The sequence below is a fragment of the Mesorhizobium sp. A556 genome (assembly GCF_054489545.1).
On sequence record NZ_JBTMXA010000011.1, the window covers coordinates 45,387 to 59,753 of the forward strand.

The 14,367-nt window shown below is 58.0% G+C and carries 15 protein-coding genes and 1 pseudogene; 9 read left to right on the top strand and 7 right to left on the bottom strand.

Annotated features, from left to right (window positions below):
* Positions 1-28 precede the first annotated feature (28 nt).
* Genes ACX3P0_RS19325 through ACX3P0_RS19335 form a run of 3 tightly spaced genes read left to right on the top strand, consistent with a single transcriptional unit; the run spans position 29 to position 3,377 of the window.
* Positions 29-1,594 (top strand): recombinase family protein, encoded by a 1,566-nt coding sequence (locus tag ACX3P0_RS19325; RefSeq protein WP_459091021.1) that lies wholly within the window; start codon positions 29-31, stop codon positions 1,592-1,594.
* Positions 1,591-2,484, top strand: a complete 894-nt coding sequence (locus ACX3P0_RS19330) for a plasmid partitioning protein RepB C-terminal domain-containing protein (RefSeq protein WP_459091023.1) — start codon at positions 1,591-1,593, stop codon at positions 2,482-2,484. Before ACX3P0_RS19325 ends, ACX3P0_RS19330 begins: the two co-directional genes overlap by 4 nt.
* The gene (locus tag ACX3P0_RS19335; RefSeq protein ID WP_459091025.1) at positions 2,481-3,377 is read left to right on the top strand and encodes a plasmid partitioning protein RepB C-terminal domain-containing protein; all 897 of its coding nucleotides are present in this window, start codon (positions 2,481-2,483) and stop codon (positions 3,375-3,377) included. The genes ACX3P0_RS19330 and ACX3P0_RS19335 overlap by 4 nt, the downstream gene beginning before the upstream one ends.
* 284 nt (positions 3,378-3,661) lie before the next feature.
* On the opposite strand, the pseudogene ACX3P0_RS19340 reads toward ACX3P0_RS19335, so the two are convergent.
* Positions 3,662-4,093, bottom strand: a pseudogene (locus tag ACX3P0_RS19340) (magnesium chelatase domain-containing protein); the annotation flags it as partial.
* A 172-nt stretch (positions 4,094-4,265) separates the two neighbouring features.
* On the opposite strand from ACX3P0_RS19340, the gene ACX3P0_RS19345 reads away from it, so the two are divergent.
* Complete coding sequence (locus ACX3P0_RS19345) at positions 4,266-5,546, top strand: tyrosine-type recombinase/integrase (protein WP_459091027.1); 1,281 nt, start codon at positions 4,266-4,268, stop codon at positions 5,544-5,546.
* Here ACX3P0_RS19345 and ACX3P0_RS19350 read toward each other — a convergent pair.
* The gene (locus tag ACX3P0_RS19350; protein WP_459091029.1) at positions 5,543-6,016 is read right to left on the bottom strand and encodes an Arc family DNA-binding protein; all 474 of its coding nucleotides are present in this window, start codon (positions 6,014-6,016) and stop codon (positions 5,543-5,545) included. The two genes, ACX3P0_RS19345 and ACX3P0_RS19350, sit on opposite strands and share 4 nt — an antisense overlap.
* Positions 6,017-6,362: 346 nt before the next feature.
* Between ACX3P0_RS19350 and ACX3P0_RS19355 the strand changes: the two genes are divergently transcribed.
* The 5 genes from ACX3P0_RS19355 (at position 6,363) to ACX3P0_RS19375 (ending at position 9,583) form a co-directional block, all read left to right on the top strand.
* On the top strand, positions 6,363-6,527 hold the full coding sequence (locus tag ACX3P0_RS19355; RefSeq protein WP_459091031.1) for a hypothetical protein: 165 nt from the start codon (positions 6,363-6,365) through the stop codon (positions 6,525-6,527).
* 271 nt (positions 6,528-6,798) lie between these two features.
* On the top strand, positions 6,799-7,572 hold the full coding sequence (locus ACX3P0_RS19360; protein ID WP_459091033.1) for a DUF1376 domain-containing protein: 774 nt from the start codon (positions 6,799-6,801) through the stop codon (positions 7,570-7,572).
* Positions 7,556-7,909: a DUF6074 family protein gene (locus ACX3P0_RS19365; protein ID WP_459091035.1), complete on the top strand. Its 354-nt coding sequence runs from the start codon at positions 7,556-7,558 to the stop codon at positions 7,907-7,909. Before ACX3P0_RS19360 ends, ACX3P0_RS19365 begins: the two co-directional genes overlap by 17 nt.
* Positions 7,910-8,073: 164 nt before the next feature.
* Complete coding sequence (locus ACX3P0_RS19370) at positions 8,074-8,403, top strand: hypothetical protein (RefSeq protein ID WP_459091037.1); 330 nt, start codon at positions 8,074-8,076, stop codon at positions 8,401-8,403.
* Between the two features lie 61 nt (positions 8,404-8,464).
* The gene (locus tag ACX3P0_RS19375) at positions 8,465-9,583 is read left to right on the top strand and encodes a hypothetical protein (protein WP_459091039.1); all 1,119 of its coding nucleotides are present in this window, start codon (positions 8,465-8,467) and stop codon (positions 9,581-9,583) included.
* A 31-nt stretch (positions 9,584-9,614) separates the two neighbouring features.
* On the opposite strand, the gene ACX3P0_RS19380 is transcribed toward ACX3P0_RS19375, so the two are convergent.
* From ACX3P0_RS19380 to ACX3P0_RS19400, 5 genes are all read right to left on the bottom strand, one after another.
* Positions 9,615-11,339, bottom strand: coding sequence for a DNA methyltransferase (locus tag ACX3P0_RS19380; RefSeq protein ID WP_459091041.1), 1,725 nt, complete (start codon positions 11,337-11,339; stop codon positions 9,615-9,617).
* Positions 11,340-11,508: 169 nt separating this feature from the next.
* Positions 11,509-12,171 carry a DUF2161 domain-containing phosphodiesterase gene (locus ACX3P0_RS19385; RefSeq protein WP_459091043.1) on the bottom strand — a complete coding sequence of 221 codons (663 nt, stop codon included), beginning with the start codon at positions 12,169-12,171 and terminating at the stop codon, positions 11,509-11,511.
* 605 nt (positions 12,172-12,776) lie between these two features.
* The gene (locus ACX3P0_RS19390) at positions 12,777-13,412 is read right to left on the bottom strand and encodes a hypothetical protein (protein ID WP_459091045.1); all 636 of its coding nucleotides are present in this window, start codon (positions 13,410-13,412) and stop codon (positions 12,777-12,779) included.
* Between the two features lie 68 nt (positions 13,413-13,480).
* Positions 13,481-13,855: a hypothetical protein gene (locus ACX3P0_RS19395; RefSeq protein ID WP_459091047.1), complete on the bottom strand. Its 375-nt coding sequence runs from the start codon at positions 13,853-13,855 to the stop codon at positions 13,481-13,483.
* 29 nt (positions 13,856-13,884) lie between these two features.
* Positions 13,885-14,304: a hypothetical protein gene (locus tag ACX3P0_RS19400; RefSeq protein ID WP_459091049.1), complete on the bottom strand. Its 420-nt coding sequence runs from the start codon at positions 14,302-14,304 to the stop codon at positions 13,885-13,887.
* Positions 14,305-14,367: the final 63 nt, after the last annotated feature.

The following is a 14,367-nucleotide window of genomic DNA, read 5'->3' on the forward strand; positions in this document are numbered from 1 at the left end:
AGAACAGTTGCCCCGAGAGGTGCACGACGTGACGGACGAGGGTCGATCAGGTTCCGAAAACGAGGAACGTCGTCCGATACGGGCTGCGCAGTATGTTCGCATGTCCACCGAGCATCAGAACTATTCTACCGAATATCAGGCAGAAGCAATACGTCGCTACGCTGAAGGCCGCGGCATCGATATTGTCAGGACTTACGCCGACGAAGGAAAGAGTGGCCTGAAGGTCGACGGACGGGAGGCCCTTCAGAAGCTTATCCGCGACGTTGTCACCGGCGAGTCCGATTTTTCTCTCATCCTGGTTTATGATGTCAGTCGGTGGGGCCGCTTCCAGGACGCCGACGAGGGCGCCTATCTGGAGCACCTGTGCAAGCGGGCCGGCATCGGCGTGCAGTACTGCGCCGAGCAGTTCGAGAACGACGGCAGCCTGGTCGCGACCGTTCTCAAGAACATGAAGCGCGCCATGGCCGGCGAATACAGCCGCGATCTGTCGAATAAGGTGTTTGCGGGCCAGTGCATGCACGTCATGCGAGGGTTCCGGCAAGGCGGCATGGCGGGATACGGGCTACGCCGCCTGATGATTGACCAAAACGGCGTTCCTAAAACAGTGCTCAATTTCGGCGAAAGGAAGAGCCTTCAGACGGACCGTGTGATCCTTGTCCCTGGTCCAGACGAGGAGGTTGCGACGGTCAATCGCATCTTCCGCCTTTTTGTCGAAGGCAGACGCACCGAACGCGAAATCGCGAATCTGCTTAACGATGAAGGAATTCGCACCGATTTGGACCGCCCTTGGTCTCGCGGTACGATCCATCAGCTTCTAACCAATGAGAAATATATCGGCAACAATGTCTTCAATCGGGTGTCGTACAAGCTGAAGCTGCAACGGGTGCGCAATCCGCCTGATCTTCTGGTCCGGGCGATCGGCGTCTTCACACCGATCGTAAGCGCGGAATTGTTCGAAGCCGCACGCCTCATTATCGACGATCGGAATCGGCACTTCAGTGACCAGGAGATGCTGGACCGCCTTCGAGCACTAGTTGCTGCGCACGGTTGGCTGTCGGCGCTGATCATCGATGAACAGGATGATATGCCATCCAGCGGTGCCTATCGACACCGTTTCGGCAGCCTTATCCGCGCCTATGCGCTCATCGGCTTCACCCCCGCGCGGGACTATAGATACCTGGAGATCAATCGGCGCCTCCGTACCCTTTATCCGGAGTTCGTCCAACAGGTCATTTCAGGCATTCAAGAAGCCGGCGGGTCCATCGAACAGGACGACGAGACGGACCTGCTCTGGGTCAATCACGAATTCACCCTTTCGGTCGTTATCTCCCGCTGCTTTTCAACGCATGCCGGGTCCTCGCGATGGAAGCTACGTTTCGATACCGGCCTCAAACCGGACTTAACAGTGGCGGTGCGCATGGACGCCTCCAATGCGGTGGCCGCCGACTATTATCTCTTTCCCCGTCTCGATTTTCCTCAGGGGGCCATCCGGCTGGCCGAGGAAAACGGCCTGCATTTCGATGCTTACCGCTTCGAAACCCTTCAACCCCTGTTTGAACTGACGCGACGCCGAACTCTCAGGAGGGCAGCATGACCAGCAGGAACGAAGAGCGTGAAATCCGCCGTATCCCCATCGCCGACGTGAAGGTCATCAACCCACGCGCCCGCAACAAGAAGATTTTCCAGGAACTGGTGACCAGCATTGCGCATCTGGGCCTGAAGAAGCCGATCACAGTGAGCCGGAATAGCGAGGGGAACGGCTATGACCTCGTCTGCGGCCAGGGGCGGCTAGAGGCCTTCATCGAACTGGGACAAAGCGAAATCCCGGCGATCATTATCGAGGCATCGGTCGAGGATTGTTACGTGATGAGCCTTGTCGAGAACCTTGCGCGGCGCCAGCACTCCCCGCTCGAAATGGTGCGGGAGATGGGTAGCCTGCGTGAACGGGGATACTCAATCAGCGAAATTGCAGCGAAGACCGACTTCAGCGACGAGTACGTCTATGCCATCTGCTATCTGCTCGACCATGGGGAAGAGCGACTACTGACCGGCGTAGAGAAGGGCATCATCCCGCCATCCATCGCGATGGAGATCGCCCGCGCCAAGGAAGCCGACGTCCAGAAAGCCCTGGCCGATGCCTACGAGCAGAAAACGCTTCCTGGCAATCAGATTCTGGCAATCCGCAAAATCGTCGACCAGAGAAATCTGACGGGAAAGACGCTTCATGCCATCGGTCGCGCCCCGCAAAGCGCGCGAAAGCAGGTAACAGCCGCGGCGCTCATTCGCGCATACCACAAAGAGACGGAACGCCAGAAGCTGCTTGTTCGGAAGGCAACGCTAGCCCAGAGCCGCTTGCTGTTCGTGGTCAACGCGCTCAAGCGTCTTCTGGCCGATGATCACTTCGTGACGCTGCTTCGCGCCGAAGCCATGAACACCATCCCTGCGCCTCTCGCGGAGCGTCTCGGTCCGGAGGTACGGTCATGAGCGAACAAATACGCACCGCGTTCGAAGACACGGTCAAGATGCTGCCGACCGCCTCCATCCTGCCGCGCAAGGTCATCTCGGAGGCGCTGAAAAACACGGTGAAGTATCGTCGAATTGCAAGGTCCGTTGAAGAAATTGGCATCATCGAGCCGATTTCTGTCGCCTATCTCAAGGGCGCAGATCAGCAATTCCTCCTTCTTGATGGCCACATTCGCTATACGGTGCTCGTCCAGCTCGGCGCTGAAGCCGTGCCATGCCTCGTTTCCAACGATGATGAAGCCTTCACGCACAACAAGCGGATAAACCGCCTCGCCACTGTGCAGGAACACTTCATGCTCCTGCGCGCGATCAAGAATGGCGTTTCCGAAGAAAAACTCGCACGCGCGCTGGATCTGGACATTGGCGCAATCAAACGCCGACGGACACTGCTGGATGGCATTTGCCCTGAAGCGGTTGAGCTTCTGAAAGACAAATCGGTGAATCCGACCACCTTCGACGCCTTGCGAAAGATGAAGCCGCTACGCCAGTTCGAGGCGGTCGAGTTGATGACCACGGCCGGGAACTTCACCACGAGCTATGCCAAGGCCCTTCTGGCCGCAACGCGTCAGGAGGATTTGGCTCATCCAGACAAGCCAAAGAAAATCCCCGGCATGACAAGCGAGCAGATGGCCCGCATGGAACGCGAAATGTCCTCGCTGCACCGGGACTTCAAACAAATCGAGGAGTCCTATGGCGACGACATCCTGCATCTGGTTATCGCGTCAGGTTACTTGACCCGCATGGTCGGCAATGTGGAAATCAAGCGTTACCTCAGTGAGCATCACGCGGAAATTCTCCGCGAGTTTCAGGCAATCATATCTGCGACATCGCTAGATCAAACCGCTTCTGGATAGTTACGTAACTGAGACTAGGGGACCAACGCCGCCAAGTACAGCGTGCTCGTGCTAGCTCGCCGAAGGGTCACTTGCTACGCATGATACATCGAACTGGCTGACCACGTACCAGAAGCTGAGTGTGCGCTAGTCGGTCGGGTGATATGCTGACTTCCCAGCCGAGATTTTCTGCCCACGTCAAGGCCTTCCACTAGCGCTGCAAGCCCTCCCGTTGCGCGTCTTCGTATGCCTGGTCAGCCCGCCAGCCCATGCCGGAGTCCTTTGGCCTCTTGAAAATTAATGTAGCCAACCATTAAGAGATTATGGCCGCCGGCAGCCGCCACCTCCAGCGCGCGCTTGGCCGTTTCCTGGCCCTTGATGTCGGCGAGATCGGGCAGGTCGCTGGCGGATGCATGCATGCCGGGCTCCGGCCGCGACAGCACCTGCGTGCCGCGAAAATGATTGGCGATGGCGATCAGGCTGCGCGGCGCCAGAATGTCGATGTCGGCACCTGCCCACGCCGCCTCCGGCCCGCAGGCGAAAGGACAGATCAGGCCTTTTCCTTCGGCATTGGCCCCGATAGCCGCCGGCAACGCGCCGGCGACAGCTGCGGTAGTGCCGTCAAGCGACAATTCGCCGAGCACCACATAGCCGGCCAGCATGTCGCCCGGAATAGCGCCGAGTGCGGCCATCAGGCCGAGCGCGATCGGCAAATCGTAATGGCTGCCTTCCTTGGGCGGCGTCACCATCTATGGCCACGCTTGCCGGTGTTCGCTGATCCTTTCCAAGCCGTTGCAGGACAAGGGATTTGTTCTCTCTACGGCTTTCCATGCTTGTCGTCACATTGCCCTTGTTTCCCGCGCCGTGGTGAGCATACAGTGAGTTGACACTCACCGAGGGCCTTTCGCTGTGCCAAAACTCACCAAGAAGATCGTGGACGCCGCGCTTCCTCGGGAAAAGCAATACACCGTCTGGTGTTCGGAACTGAAGGGGTTCGGCGTTTACGTCCAGCCTTCCGGTGCCAAGACCTATTTCGTTGACTACCGCGTCGACAGTGCCCGAAGGCGCATGACGATCGGCCGCCACGGCACGATCACCGCTGACGAAGCCCGCAAGCTTGCGATCGAAACCCTTGGCGGAATAGTGCTCCAGAAGGGCGATCCGCTGCTTGAGCGGAAGACTCGCCGGGCATCGCTCACCGTGGCGGAACTGTGCGACCAGTACATGAAGGCGGCAGAGAAGGGGCTGATCCTCGGGCGCCGGAAGAACCTGCCCAAGAAGGCATCCACCATCGAAGTGGATCGCGGCAGGATCGCCCGGCACATCAAGCCGCTGCTCGGAAGCCGGCTGGTGATCGACCTCGCCCGTGCGGACATCACCAAGTTCATGCGCGACGTGTCAGCCGGCAAGACGGCGCGCAAGGACCGCTCAGGCGTGAACGGCGCTCGGGTTGAGGTAAAGGGCGGCACAGGCACGGCAGCGCGCACCACGGGCCTCCTGGGCGGCATCCTGACCTATGCCGTTGACGAGGGCATAATCCCCACCAGCCCGGCGCTGGGCGTCAAGCTGCCCGCCGATGGTGTCAGGACGCGCCGACTGCTGCCTGACGAATACAAGGCGCTAGGGAAGGCTCTGAGCGGGACGGAAGCGGAATACGATACGCCACAAGCCGTCACCGGCGCATGGCTGCTGGCGCTCACCGGATGCCGCCTTGGGGAGATAGCAGCGCTGCGCTGGGAAGAGGTCGACGAGGCAGGCGGTTGCTTCAGGCTGGAAGACAGCAAGAGCGGCCCGTCGGTGCGGCCTGTAGGGCGTGAGGCGTTCGACGTGCTCCGCAAGGCGCAGCGCGTTTCGGGAAACCCGTTTGTCCTCCCTGCCACGCGCATGGGCGGCCTAAGGCACTACAACGGGCTGGCAGGGGCGTGGGTGCGGTTCATGACACGGGCGGGCCTAGAGGGCGTCACGCCCCACACAATGCGCCACAGTTTCGCCTCTGTGGCTGGCGACCTCGGGTTTGCGGATAGCACCATCGCGGCGATGCTCGGGCATGCTGGCGGCACCGTCACGAGCAAGTATGTCCACCGCCTCGATAGTGTGCTGGTTGCGGCTGCGAACAAGGTATGCGGGGAAGCTTATCGGCAGATGACAGGCGCGACGGCGAAGGTGCTGGAGATGCCGCGGCGGGCTTAATCTTCGCGGACAATCGACCAGACCGTCACCAGTTTCTTGAGCGTCGGCTGGGACTTCTCACGCTCGACCAATCTCTGCAGTTCGTCTAGCTCGCCTTCGGCGGCCCTTGAAATCGCGTGCGCGAACTCGATCACTAACTGTTCTGAAATCAGGCCGGCCTTGCGCAGGGCTTCGTTCTGTCTCTCCGTTGACTGGACGTACTTTCCGAGCAGCTCACGGATCTCGTTGGCTTTGTTTAAATCTTCTCGGTTTTTGTCGAGCGCGGTTTCGCATTGATGCAGAGCCTCGATTTGATCAGCTATTTCCTCGCTGATCATTGACGGGTCGAACGTTTGCTCAAGCCTAGTAATTATCTCGGCATTCATGGAGCGGGCATTGTGATCAGCTGCTTGCGAAATGCGTTCTCTCATGCCGTCCGGCAGCCTGACAACAAACTGATCATAGTCTCTAACGCGCGTTGGTTTAGCCATTTTGCTTTTCGTGCACGATCGCACTCCGTGCTACTATTTTCTTGACTTAATCACTGTTTTCTCATTTTATCCAGTAATCGCACATTGTGCGATGATCTAGAGGAGACATTAAAATGACGACGAGCGATAGACCTCGCATGCGCCGATCAGAGGTGCCTGGATATCTCAGGGAAAAGCACGGGATTCCGGTTGCCGTGGCGACACTGAACAAGTGGGCCACCGTGGGCGGTGGACCCGTTATGCAGTACGCAGGCAGAATCCCACTGTATCGGCCGATAGACTTGGACGAGTGGGCGGAGCAGCGGCTTTCAAAGCCTGTCGCTTCCACTGCGGAGAGGGCGGCCTGATGGTCGCCCCCGAAGTTATCGCCGAAGCGGCCACCTGGCTGGCGGCCTCGCCGCGCACCGATCGCCCGGTGGTCCCGCTCTTGGCCGAAAAATTTGGGCTGTCAGCTAAAGAATCCTGCCAAACAATTCGCCAGGCAAATCTGATCCGATCGAGGGAGACATGAGCGCGGGCCGCGACTGGACCAAGAACCGCGATCAGCAGCGCATGGCGCGTCAGGGAGCCGAGAGCATCGACGGCGCTGGCATAGTTTTCGGGCCGCCCAAACGACGCACCCCAAAATCTGAACTGCGCGCCGAGGCCCAGGCCGCCTTGGCGGCGGCCGGCACCATCACCCGCAAGGTGACTTGCCGGTGCGGCCATTCCGCTACGGTGAAGGTCCCAACCAGCAAGCTGGGGCGGGCTCGTTTCCGTTGCAGATGCGGGAGGCTAACGACATGAGCGCGGTCGCGAGACAAGGCCGGCCGGCTGCGGAAACAGCCGCGCCGGTAAATATGGATCATCAGGGTAAGACAGGAACGTATTCCCAACATCAAGGAAAGACAAGCCAAACTGCACTTTGGTTTTTCCGGTTCTTTCCGTCGGAGTGGACGACAAAAACTCGAGGATGGAAGCCGGCGGAAAAAGGCATTTGGATCGATCTGCTTGTCATGATGCAGCAGCGAGGTGAGCCACTTCCTGAAGATCACAGGCGCTTGGCGAGGTCCTGCGGCACGACTGAGGCGCTTTTCAAGAAAGTTCTCGGGATGCTCGTGGAGGAACGGATTATCGTTCGTCAGAGCGCTGGACTTTGGAATGGAGAGGTTCAGGACGAAGTCGATCACCGGAAGGAAAAATCAAAAAAAGCGAGTGAAAATTCGTCGGAGAGATGGGGAAAAAACAAGCAAAAACAAAAGATAACCGATGCAGACGCATATAGAGATAAGAGTATAGAGATAGATGGCGCTCTTTCAGAGCGCCCATTCGGTCCTCGCTCTACGATCAAAGGTAGCACCATAGTGGGAGATGACGCGCCCCTGGCGGGCGCGTCTCAGCCGAAACTCCAGTATCGCGTCGGCAAAACCATCTATCACGAGGATCATGTCTACACGGTGGAAGAGATCCTCCAGGAAGGTGCTCGCCTCTCAGCACGAGATGTTGACACTGATGTTTCTGAGCTCTTCAAAATTCTGCCCACAGGGGAGATCGAACTCGATGAATGCCCGTACTAAGCCGTTTGCAGGATCGGGAACTCAATTAGATTTTTTCCCGATTCTACAGCTTCAGCAGGGGGTGCCGTGCGCAAAACTGTTCGCGTTTCCGTCCGAAAGAATGGTCGGTTCCATGCGCGACGCAGCAGCGGACATCTTGGCTCTACCACCGAAGCGTCAGAGCACAAGGCTTCAACTAGAGGTCGGGCTACTTCGGCTTCGGCTGCAGCGCCTCGGTATTAGCCCTTCCAAAATTTCCACCGAGGTTGGTGTTTACCGCGCCGGAATCGAAAGCGAGATGCGGAACCGGCTTATTTGGCAGGCCATGAATGGTGGCAGCCAGGACGGTACTGCATGACCAACGCCATCAAATCAGACGAAGAACGCCGCCCTGGCAGGAGCGGCGTCCATCCGTGTGCGCGGTCACGGGAGGCCCGAAAAAGGATAACGAGCCCGATCAGACTATCCGATCGGTTTTTTAACCTCAAATTGCCCCAGAGTCATAGGGCATCGGAGACAAAAATGAGCACTGAAGAACAACAGCGGATCGCAGCCATCACCGCCGCCGGGAAACGTACCCCCAGCCTGGCCGCGTTTCTCGCACACGAAACCGGCATCGACGCGGAATTGGCCAACGCCGTTTTCGCCGCCGTCGGCGCCGATCTCGACGCCGCATCGCAGCGCACCGATCCGCCGGCGGCCGGCAAGACCGTCGCTGACGACGGCTGGGCCAAGGTAGCGGCTCACGCCCACCGCGGCCTCAATGCCGATCCGAATGCCGTCGGCTCCGGCGAGGCCGCAAAGTCTGGTTGGGCAGGAGCCGTGAAAGCCGCCAGCCGCAGCGCCGCATGAATTGTGGGCCGGCCTTCGGGCCGGCTCTCACCACCCCTTCAACCCTACTGCGAGCACCAAAATGAAAAATCCATTCCAAAAAGAGACCGCTATTTCAAAAATTGAAAAGCAGATCGCGCAATTCGAAGCCCAGCGTGCCGAGCTCGAGAAGAAGAAAACGATCGTCGAGCAGTTGCTCGCCGAGCACAAAACGACGATGCGCGCATTCGTCCGCGACAACCCGACCCTGGATCCACCCGCCGAACTTCGTCACCCCGTCTCGATTGCCCGCGATCACCTAGAGGCGATCACAGAATCGATGACGGAGGCAGACGAGCAGCTTATCGAACTGCGTTCCGCGCTTATATCTGCACGTGACCAGGCAGAAAGGGACACAGCCGCCGACGCCGACGAAGCTCTGGCCGACTTCGTTGACCGGGAATTTGCCCCAGCGATTGCCACCGCTACAGCGGCAATCAGCAAGGCGTGCACAGCCTATCTGGCGCGCATGCCGGAAGGCTTGGCGGTGGTCGAGAGTAGGCCCTGGGCCCGCCCGTTAGGTCATCCTCGCTCCAACGCTGATCGTTACAATCGGAATGAGATCTTGGCAGCGATTCTCGCAGAAAGCTTGTTTGCTGCGGCGCCAGATGCATTCGAGGCTCAGGATTCAGCGCGGGGCCGAACGCACATTCTGCAACGCCTATTCAGCCTTGACCAGACTGTCCCGCAGACATTCGTCGAGGAGGCGCTGCCCGCCGCAGCACGAAATCCCGCAAAGTTGCTTCTGTCAGACAGATTGCGCGCCCGAGCCGCTGCGAAGCGGGCCGGCACCCCTGCTGCTGTCGACCGCGCACCAGAGCCAGAACCTACACCACAGCCCCCGCGCCCTGGTCTCGAAGATGTCGAGGTGTTTGCCACCAAGCATTTCGCCTATCAGGCCGACGAGTTTGGGACGCCCATCATCTGTGGCAGACGTTGGGTTCACAACGTTCCGAGCTTGGCGGCGGACGCCGCCGTCGCTGCCGAGGTTGCCCTTCGAACGGACACGCCGGAGGGAAAAGACGCTTTCGACGCTGAGAAAGAATACCGTCGCCAGAGTGGCTCAACCGGCGACCATTTTATCGAACTGGAGGGTTGCGTAAATCTGGGCGACCCATGCAATTTCTTGGGTCGCGACGGTGAGCTCGCCGCGGCTGAGTGAACGGAGGGGCGCGGCTTCGGCCGCGCCTTTCTCATAACAATGAACCGGTGCCCGATCGTTTGTGCACCACCGTCGGGTTGAAGTGAACGACGCTGTCCTTCTTGTCGCCGACAAAGCTGAATGGAAACTCCGGTGCCCCCGGATCCGGGCGTCTCTGTTTTGATGCCTTTTCCGGTTTCGGCGCCTGGCGAAAATATTCACGAGAAACGTGCCCAAGCGACGGGGTTACTGGCCGCTCACCGTTGAACCATCGCTCTATCGAGACAATCTGCAACCGCGGCAAATGCCCATGTGCCGTATCCACGAAACCAAACGAAGCCGCCTCAGATTTCATATCTCGCGTAGGTTCGCGCAAACAGATGAAAAGTCCCATCTCCGCCCTTTCGCGGTCAATGACGGACTTGAATTCTCGAACATCCTTTGTGCCGACATGCTGGCCTCCCTTCACCGAAGTTAGGATACGTCCCCAGCCGCGCGGCCCGTTCATGAAATACATCTGCCCGTCGATCCCGCGATCCGGCCCCTTCTTGATCTCCTTAAGCGCTTGTACGCCAACGAGATAATTCGCCCACCATTGGAACTGATATTTATCGCGTTCCGCCAGGCGAGCGGCGCTCGCAAAGTCACGAGGAATGCCCCCGAGATCGTATTCGACCTTCCCTGGCATGTCGGCCAGTCGGTCCTCGATGACGCGGATGGCATGATATGCAACGTCAATCCCGACCCACCGACGGCCCGTCGCCTGCGCTGCGGCAACTGTCGTGCCACAGCCGCAAAAGGGATCCAGAACTACATCACCCTCGTTGGTCGCGGCGCGGATAAGCCTGTCGAGCAGTTTCACCGGTTTCTGTGTCGGATAGCCAAGACGCTCACGGGCTTGAGAGTTGAGTGGTGGAATATCAGTCCATACATCACCAAGCGGCATACCTCTCATCTCATCGAGGTATCTCTTAAATCGCGGCACCTTGCCGGGCCCGGCTTGGTATATTCGCCCAGATTTGAAAGCCTCTTGCATTCTTTCTCTCGACCAACGCCATACACGCGTCATCCCTAGAAATTCGTACGTAAGGTTTGGCCTGTCGGGATTTGGGTTGAGAAGGTCAGCGAGTTGGTAGAGGCGTCCGTCACCATCGTCGCCGGTGTACTTTTCAGCGATTTTGGGAGGAAGGTTGTCGAGATCGTAAGGATCGAACAGTTGGTCACCGTTCCAGGTCCGGCCAGATGACGCCTCAAAACTGAGAATAACGTCATGGTTTGTCGGAAGGCGGCGGCTCATCAGGGATTTCCCAGTACTTCGCTGCCAGATAATTTCGTTCGCAAACCGCTCGGGTCCGAAAACCGCGTCCAGAACGATCTTGAGATAGTGGCTCGCCGTCGGGTCGCAATGCAAATACAGGCTGCCAGTGCGCTTCAGCACGCGCCGGAGTTCGTGCAAGCGCTGAGCCATCATCACCAAATAAGCCATCATATCACTCTCGCCGAGAGCCGCATGAAGGGCATGAATAATCGACGCAACGCTACCGCCCGCCTGCATGATTTCATCGGAAGCCCACTGAGCTTCTGGACCCCATGTCCAAGTGTCTCGAAAAGCTTCCACCTGAGCACTTGCCGCATCATCAGTTGGCGACTTGAAGAGGACGTTGTAATTGGCATTGCTGTTGAATGGAGGGTCAAGATAAACGAGGTCGACACTTTCATCGTCAATCTCTTCGCGCAAGATCGTTAGGTTATCTCCAAACCACAGTTGGTTTTTCATGCCGCACCCCATTTCCCCGAAGTTAGGGTGCGCAGATATGATGAATATTAGGTTACTTACTTGGTCCTCACCGTTTGTATCCATCTTTTGTGGCCAAGAACGTCCGGCGTTACAACGCGACTCGCAATGGATATCAGCAGCTTGGCCGCAGCGGGGTGACAGCGTTACCTCAAGCAATGTTCCCTTGCGGCCAGCGCTGCAGGGCGGCATGACCTGCTTCCGTCAATCCATAGACCCCACGTTCAGCCCGCGCGAACCATCCATAGACGTTGTGCAGCAGGATTTTGGCAGCCCGAGGTGAAATATCCCTGAGGTCGCGCGGGCGCTTCGGGCCGCCCACCATCGCGGCGGCACAGGCCAAAGCGTCCTGGCGATAGGCGGTCATTATCGGCGCGCGCGAGCCGCCGCCAGCCACAGGATCGCCACGCCGGCGGCGATGTTCGTCGACAAGGCGCGACCGCCGCTTTGGATCTCGCCGCGGCAGCGGTGCGACCGGGCTGAGCAACACTTCCACCGCACCATTGTCACCGATGCCGAGCAAGCCGAAGCCGAGACGGCGACAGAGAGCGCGGAAACGACGGTCGTGCTCACGACCCTTTCCACGCGCCGACATGCGGGCAGCCAGCCAGACTTCATCGCATGCTGCAGCGCGATCTACCCCTTGCAGGATCAGTTCCAAATTGAACTGGAGCTTTAATTCGCAGATGACCACCACGGGCGGCTCCCCGTCGCGAAGTCCAACGATATCGCAGCTACCAATTTCCCCCTTGACGGTGAAACCCAGACTGTCAAGGAACCGCTTTACCGGACCATATAGGGACGTTTCCTGCATGCCTTGGCATAGCCGATTCGAGCGTTGGCGGCACGAAAGACGCCAGTGATCGTACGTCTATCGGAGTGCGCTTCCGGCCCGCCATCATAGCGGTACACTCATGATGCGTCGTTGGCGAGTTCTGGTTAGTCTCTCCGCCCCCGTTACATGTCTGGATAGATCTTGCGGTTATGGCGTCGCTCCACGCGATGCGTCCTGTCGCGGTGCGGGACGGCATGGTTGCCGACTGAATGCCGCCGCTGGACACGATGTGACCTGTCTCGATGCGAGACAACATGCCTGTCCGCTGAATGACGGCGGTGATCATATGAACGATACCGCGGGCGGTAGATTCGATGCTCGCTGTAATAACCGCCACCGAGGAACACAGGGCCGGCATCATAGTATCCGCCTTGGTAGGATCTATAAGGTCCATCCTCGCTGACGCAGCCGGATAATCCAAATGCGGCGATTGCTAGAGCCGACGCGAATATGAGTGATTTTACAGACATCGAATGCCTCCTCAAATTTGACGCCAGCACCTCAACGTGTGTGTCGGGCAGCGGTTGCATCTTCTCGCTTTTAAGAGGCGCTAGTCTCGCGGTAGAGGCTGGCAGCGTGCCGAGCTATCGGATTAAATCGTCATCCACAGCGGGGACTAAAGCCTTTCTCAAATCGGCCATGGTAGCAACGTCCGACTTGGAAGGTTGAGACCTACCGTTTCGATACTTCGCCCAAATTGCAGCGGCCTTTTCAAAATCTTCTGGTCTGTCGCCCAGTTGTTTCTCTCTTGCGAGGGTTTCAACCAGATCGGCATATTTCCTTCGATCCATGCGGGCGTATCGTGCACGCGTTCTCCCATCGATGGTTTGTGCGGCCGCGAGGGTCTCGATTTGGCCTCGTATAGCATCCCAGTCGTCACGTAACTGCTCCCGCGTTGCCTCTTTTGCCGGCGTGTCGCCTTTGACTTCTGTTTTGTCGGCGATATCCTCCAAAGATCCTTTCAGGATGCCAAGATTGCTCGTTGTGGCGCTTAACAAAGATTCGAAATTTAAAAGCGTCGATCGAATGTCGGCAAGCGATGTGTCGACTTTCGTCTTGTGATCAACGACGAGTTTGTTCGATGCCGCCAGAGCGGTATTGAGGTCTCTCACCCTGTTTCCAAATAGCTTTGCGCCAAGCAGCACGCCCACGACGGCCGCCACAATTGTTAGAACCGCCGATATAATGATCGCTTGCGGTTCAGTAACAGACGCCCACATCCCCAATCCCCTAGCCCCGCCGGCACATAACCACCAATGCTTACAGCCGACAAGCGGGGATGACTTAGCTATCTGTATCCAGCCGGCCCAGCCAAATAGAAGGCCACAATACACAGAGGGACGACGATAACCGCTTTGGCCAGAAGAAGCCCCTTAATATCGAGGACTGGGTCCAAGCCAGCCTCAACCCGCTTCTGAATGTACCACGACGGGTTGGAAATCGTTTTTGCTACAGCCAGTGCGCCGTTCGCTATCGCAAAAATGGTCAGCCAAAATGCAATGGCATAGTGTCCGAGAAAATATGATCCCCCGATCAGAATGACGAATAACCCATCAATCATTTCCAGCCTCGCTGTGAAATACCAAGGCAGGAAATCACACATGTCGCTGACCGACAAGCAAAACACCGTGTCAGCAGGATAGAGTAGCCCAGTAATTTGCATGGCTCATAACCATGAGGTCAGCATCGAGCTTACAAGCCAAGCACCTGGCCACAACCGCGGTCCTTCAGCATCTTGACGTGGTAATCGTTCGCCATGTCCACGATCGTGGCATGTGGGCCACTGCGAACGTAGTAGAAGCGCTTGAACTCCCGGCCGGTCACCTCACCGATGCCCTTCACCCAACCACAGATATAATCCACCTGCGGCGAGCCATTCGGGTAGAGAGGATGCGCCAGCCCTTTAAGGTCGGCGACGTCCATGGCGCTACCCTTGGCGCCTGCCCATTCAAGCTCACCGGAGATGGTAGCCTCGAACACCTCACGAGTGTTGAGGTCATGCTCGAAGATCGCATCACTGCCATCCTCATAGGTAAATCCAACCTTGAAGGCAGCCGCCGGCACCACCGTCAGACCAACCAAAACGCCTACCAATGCACTGCGGACCTTCATTATTCCTCCATGTCGTAGCCAAGTCCGTCCGCCGCCAATCACATTACGATTGGTGTGACAAGA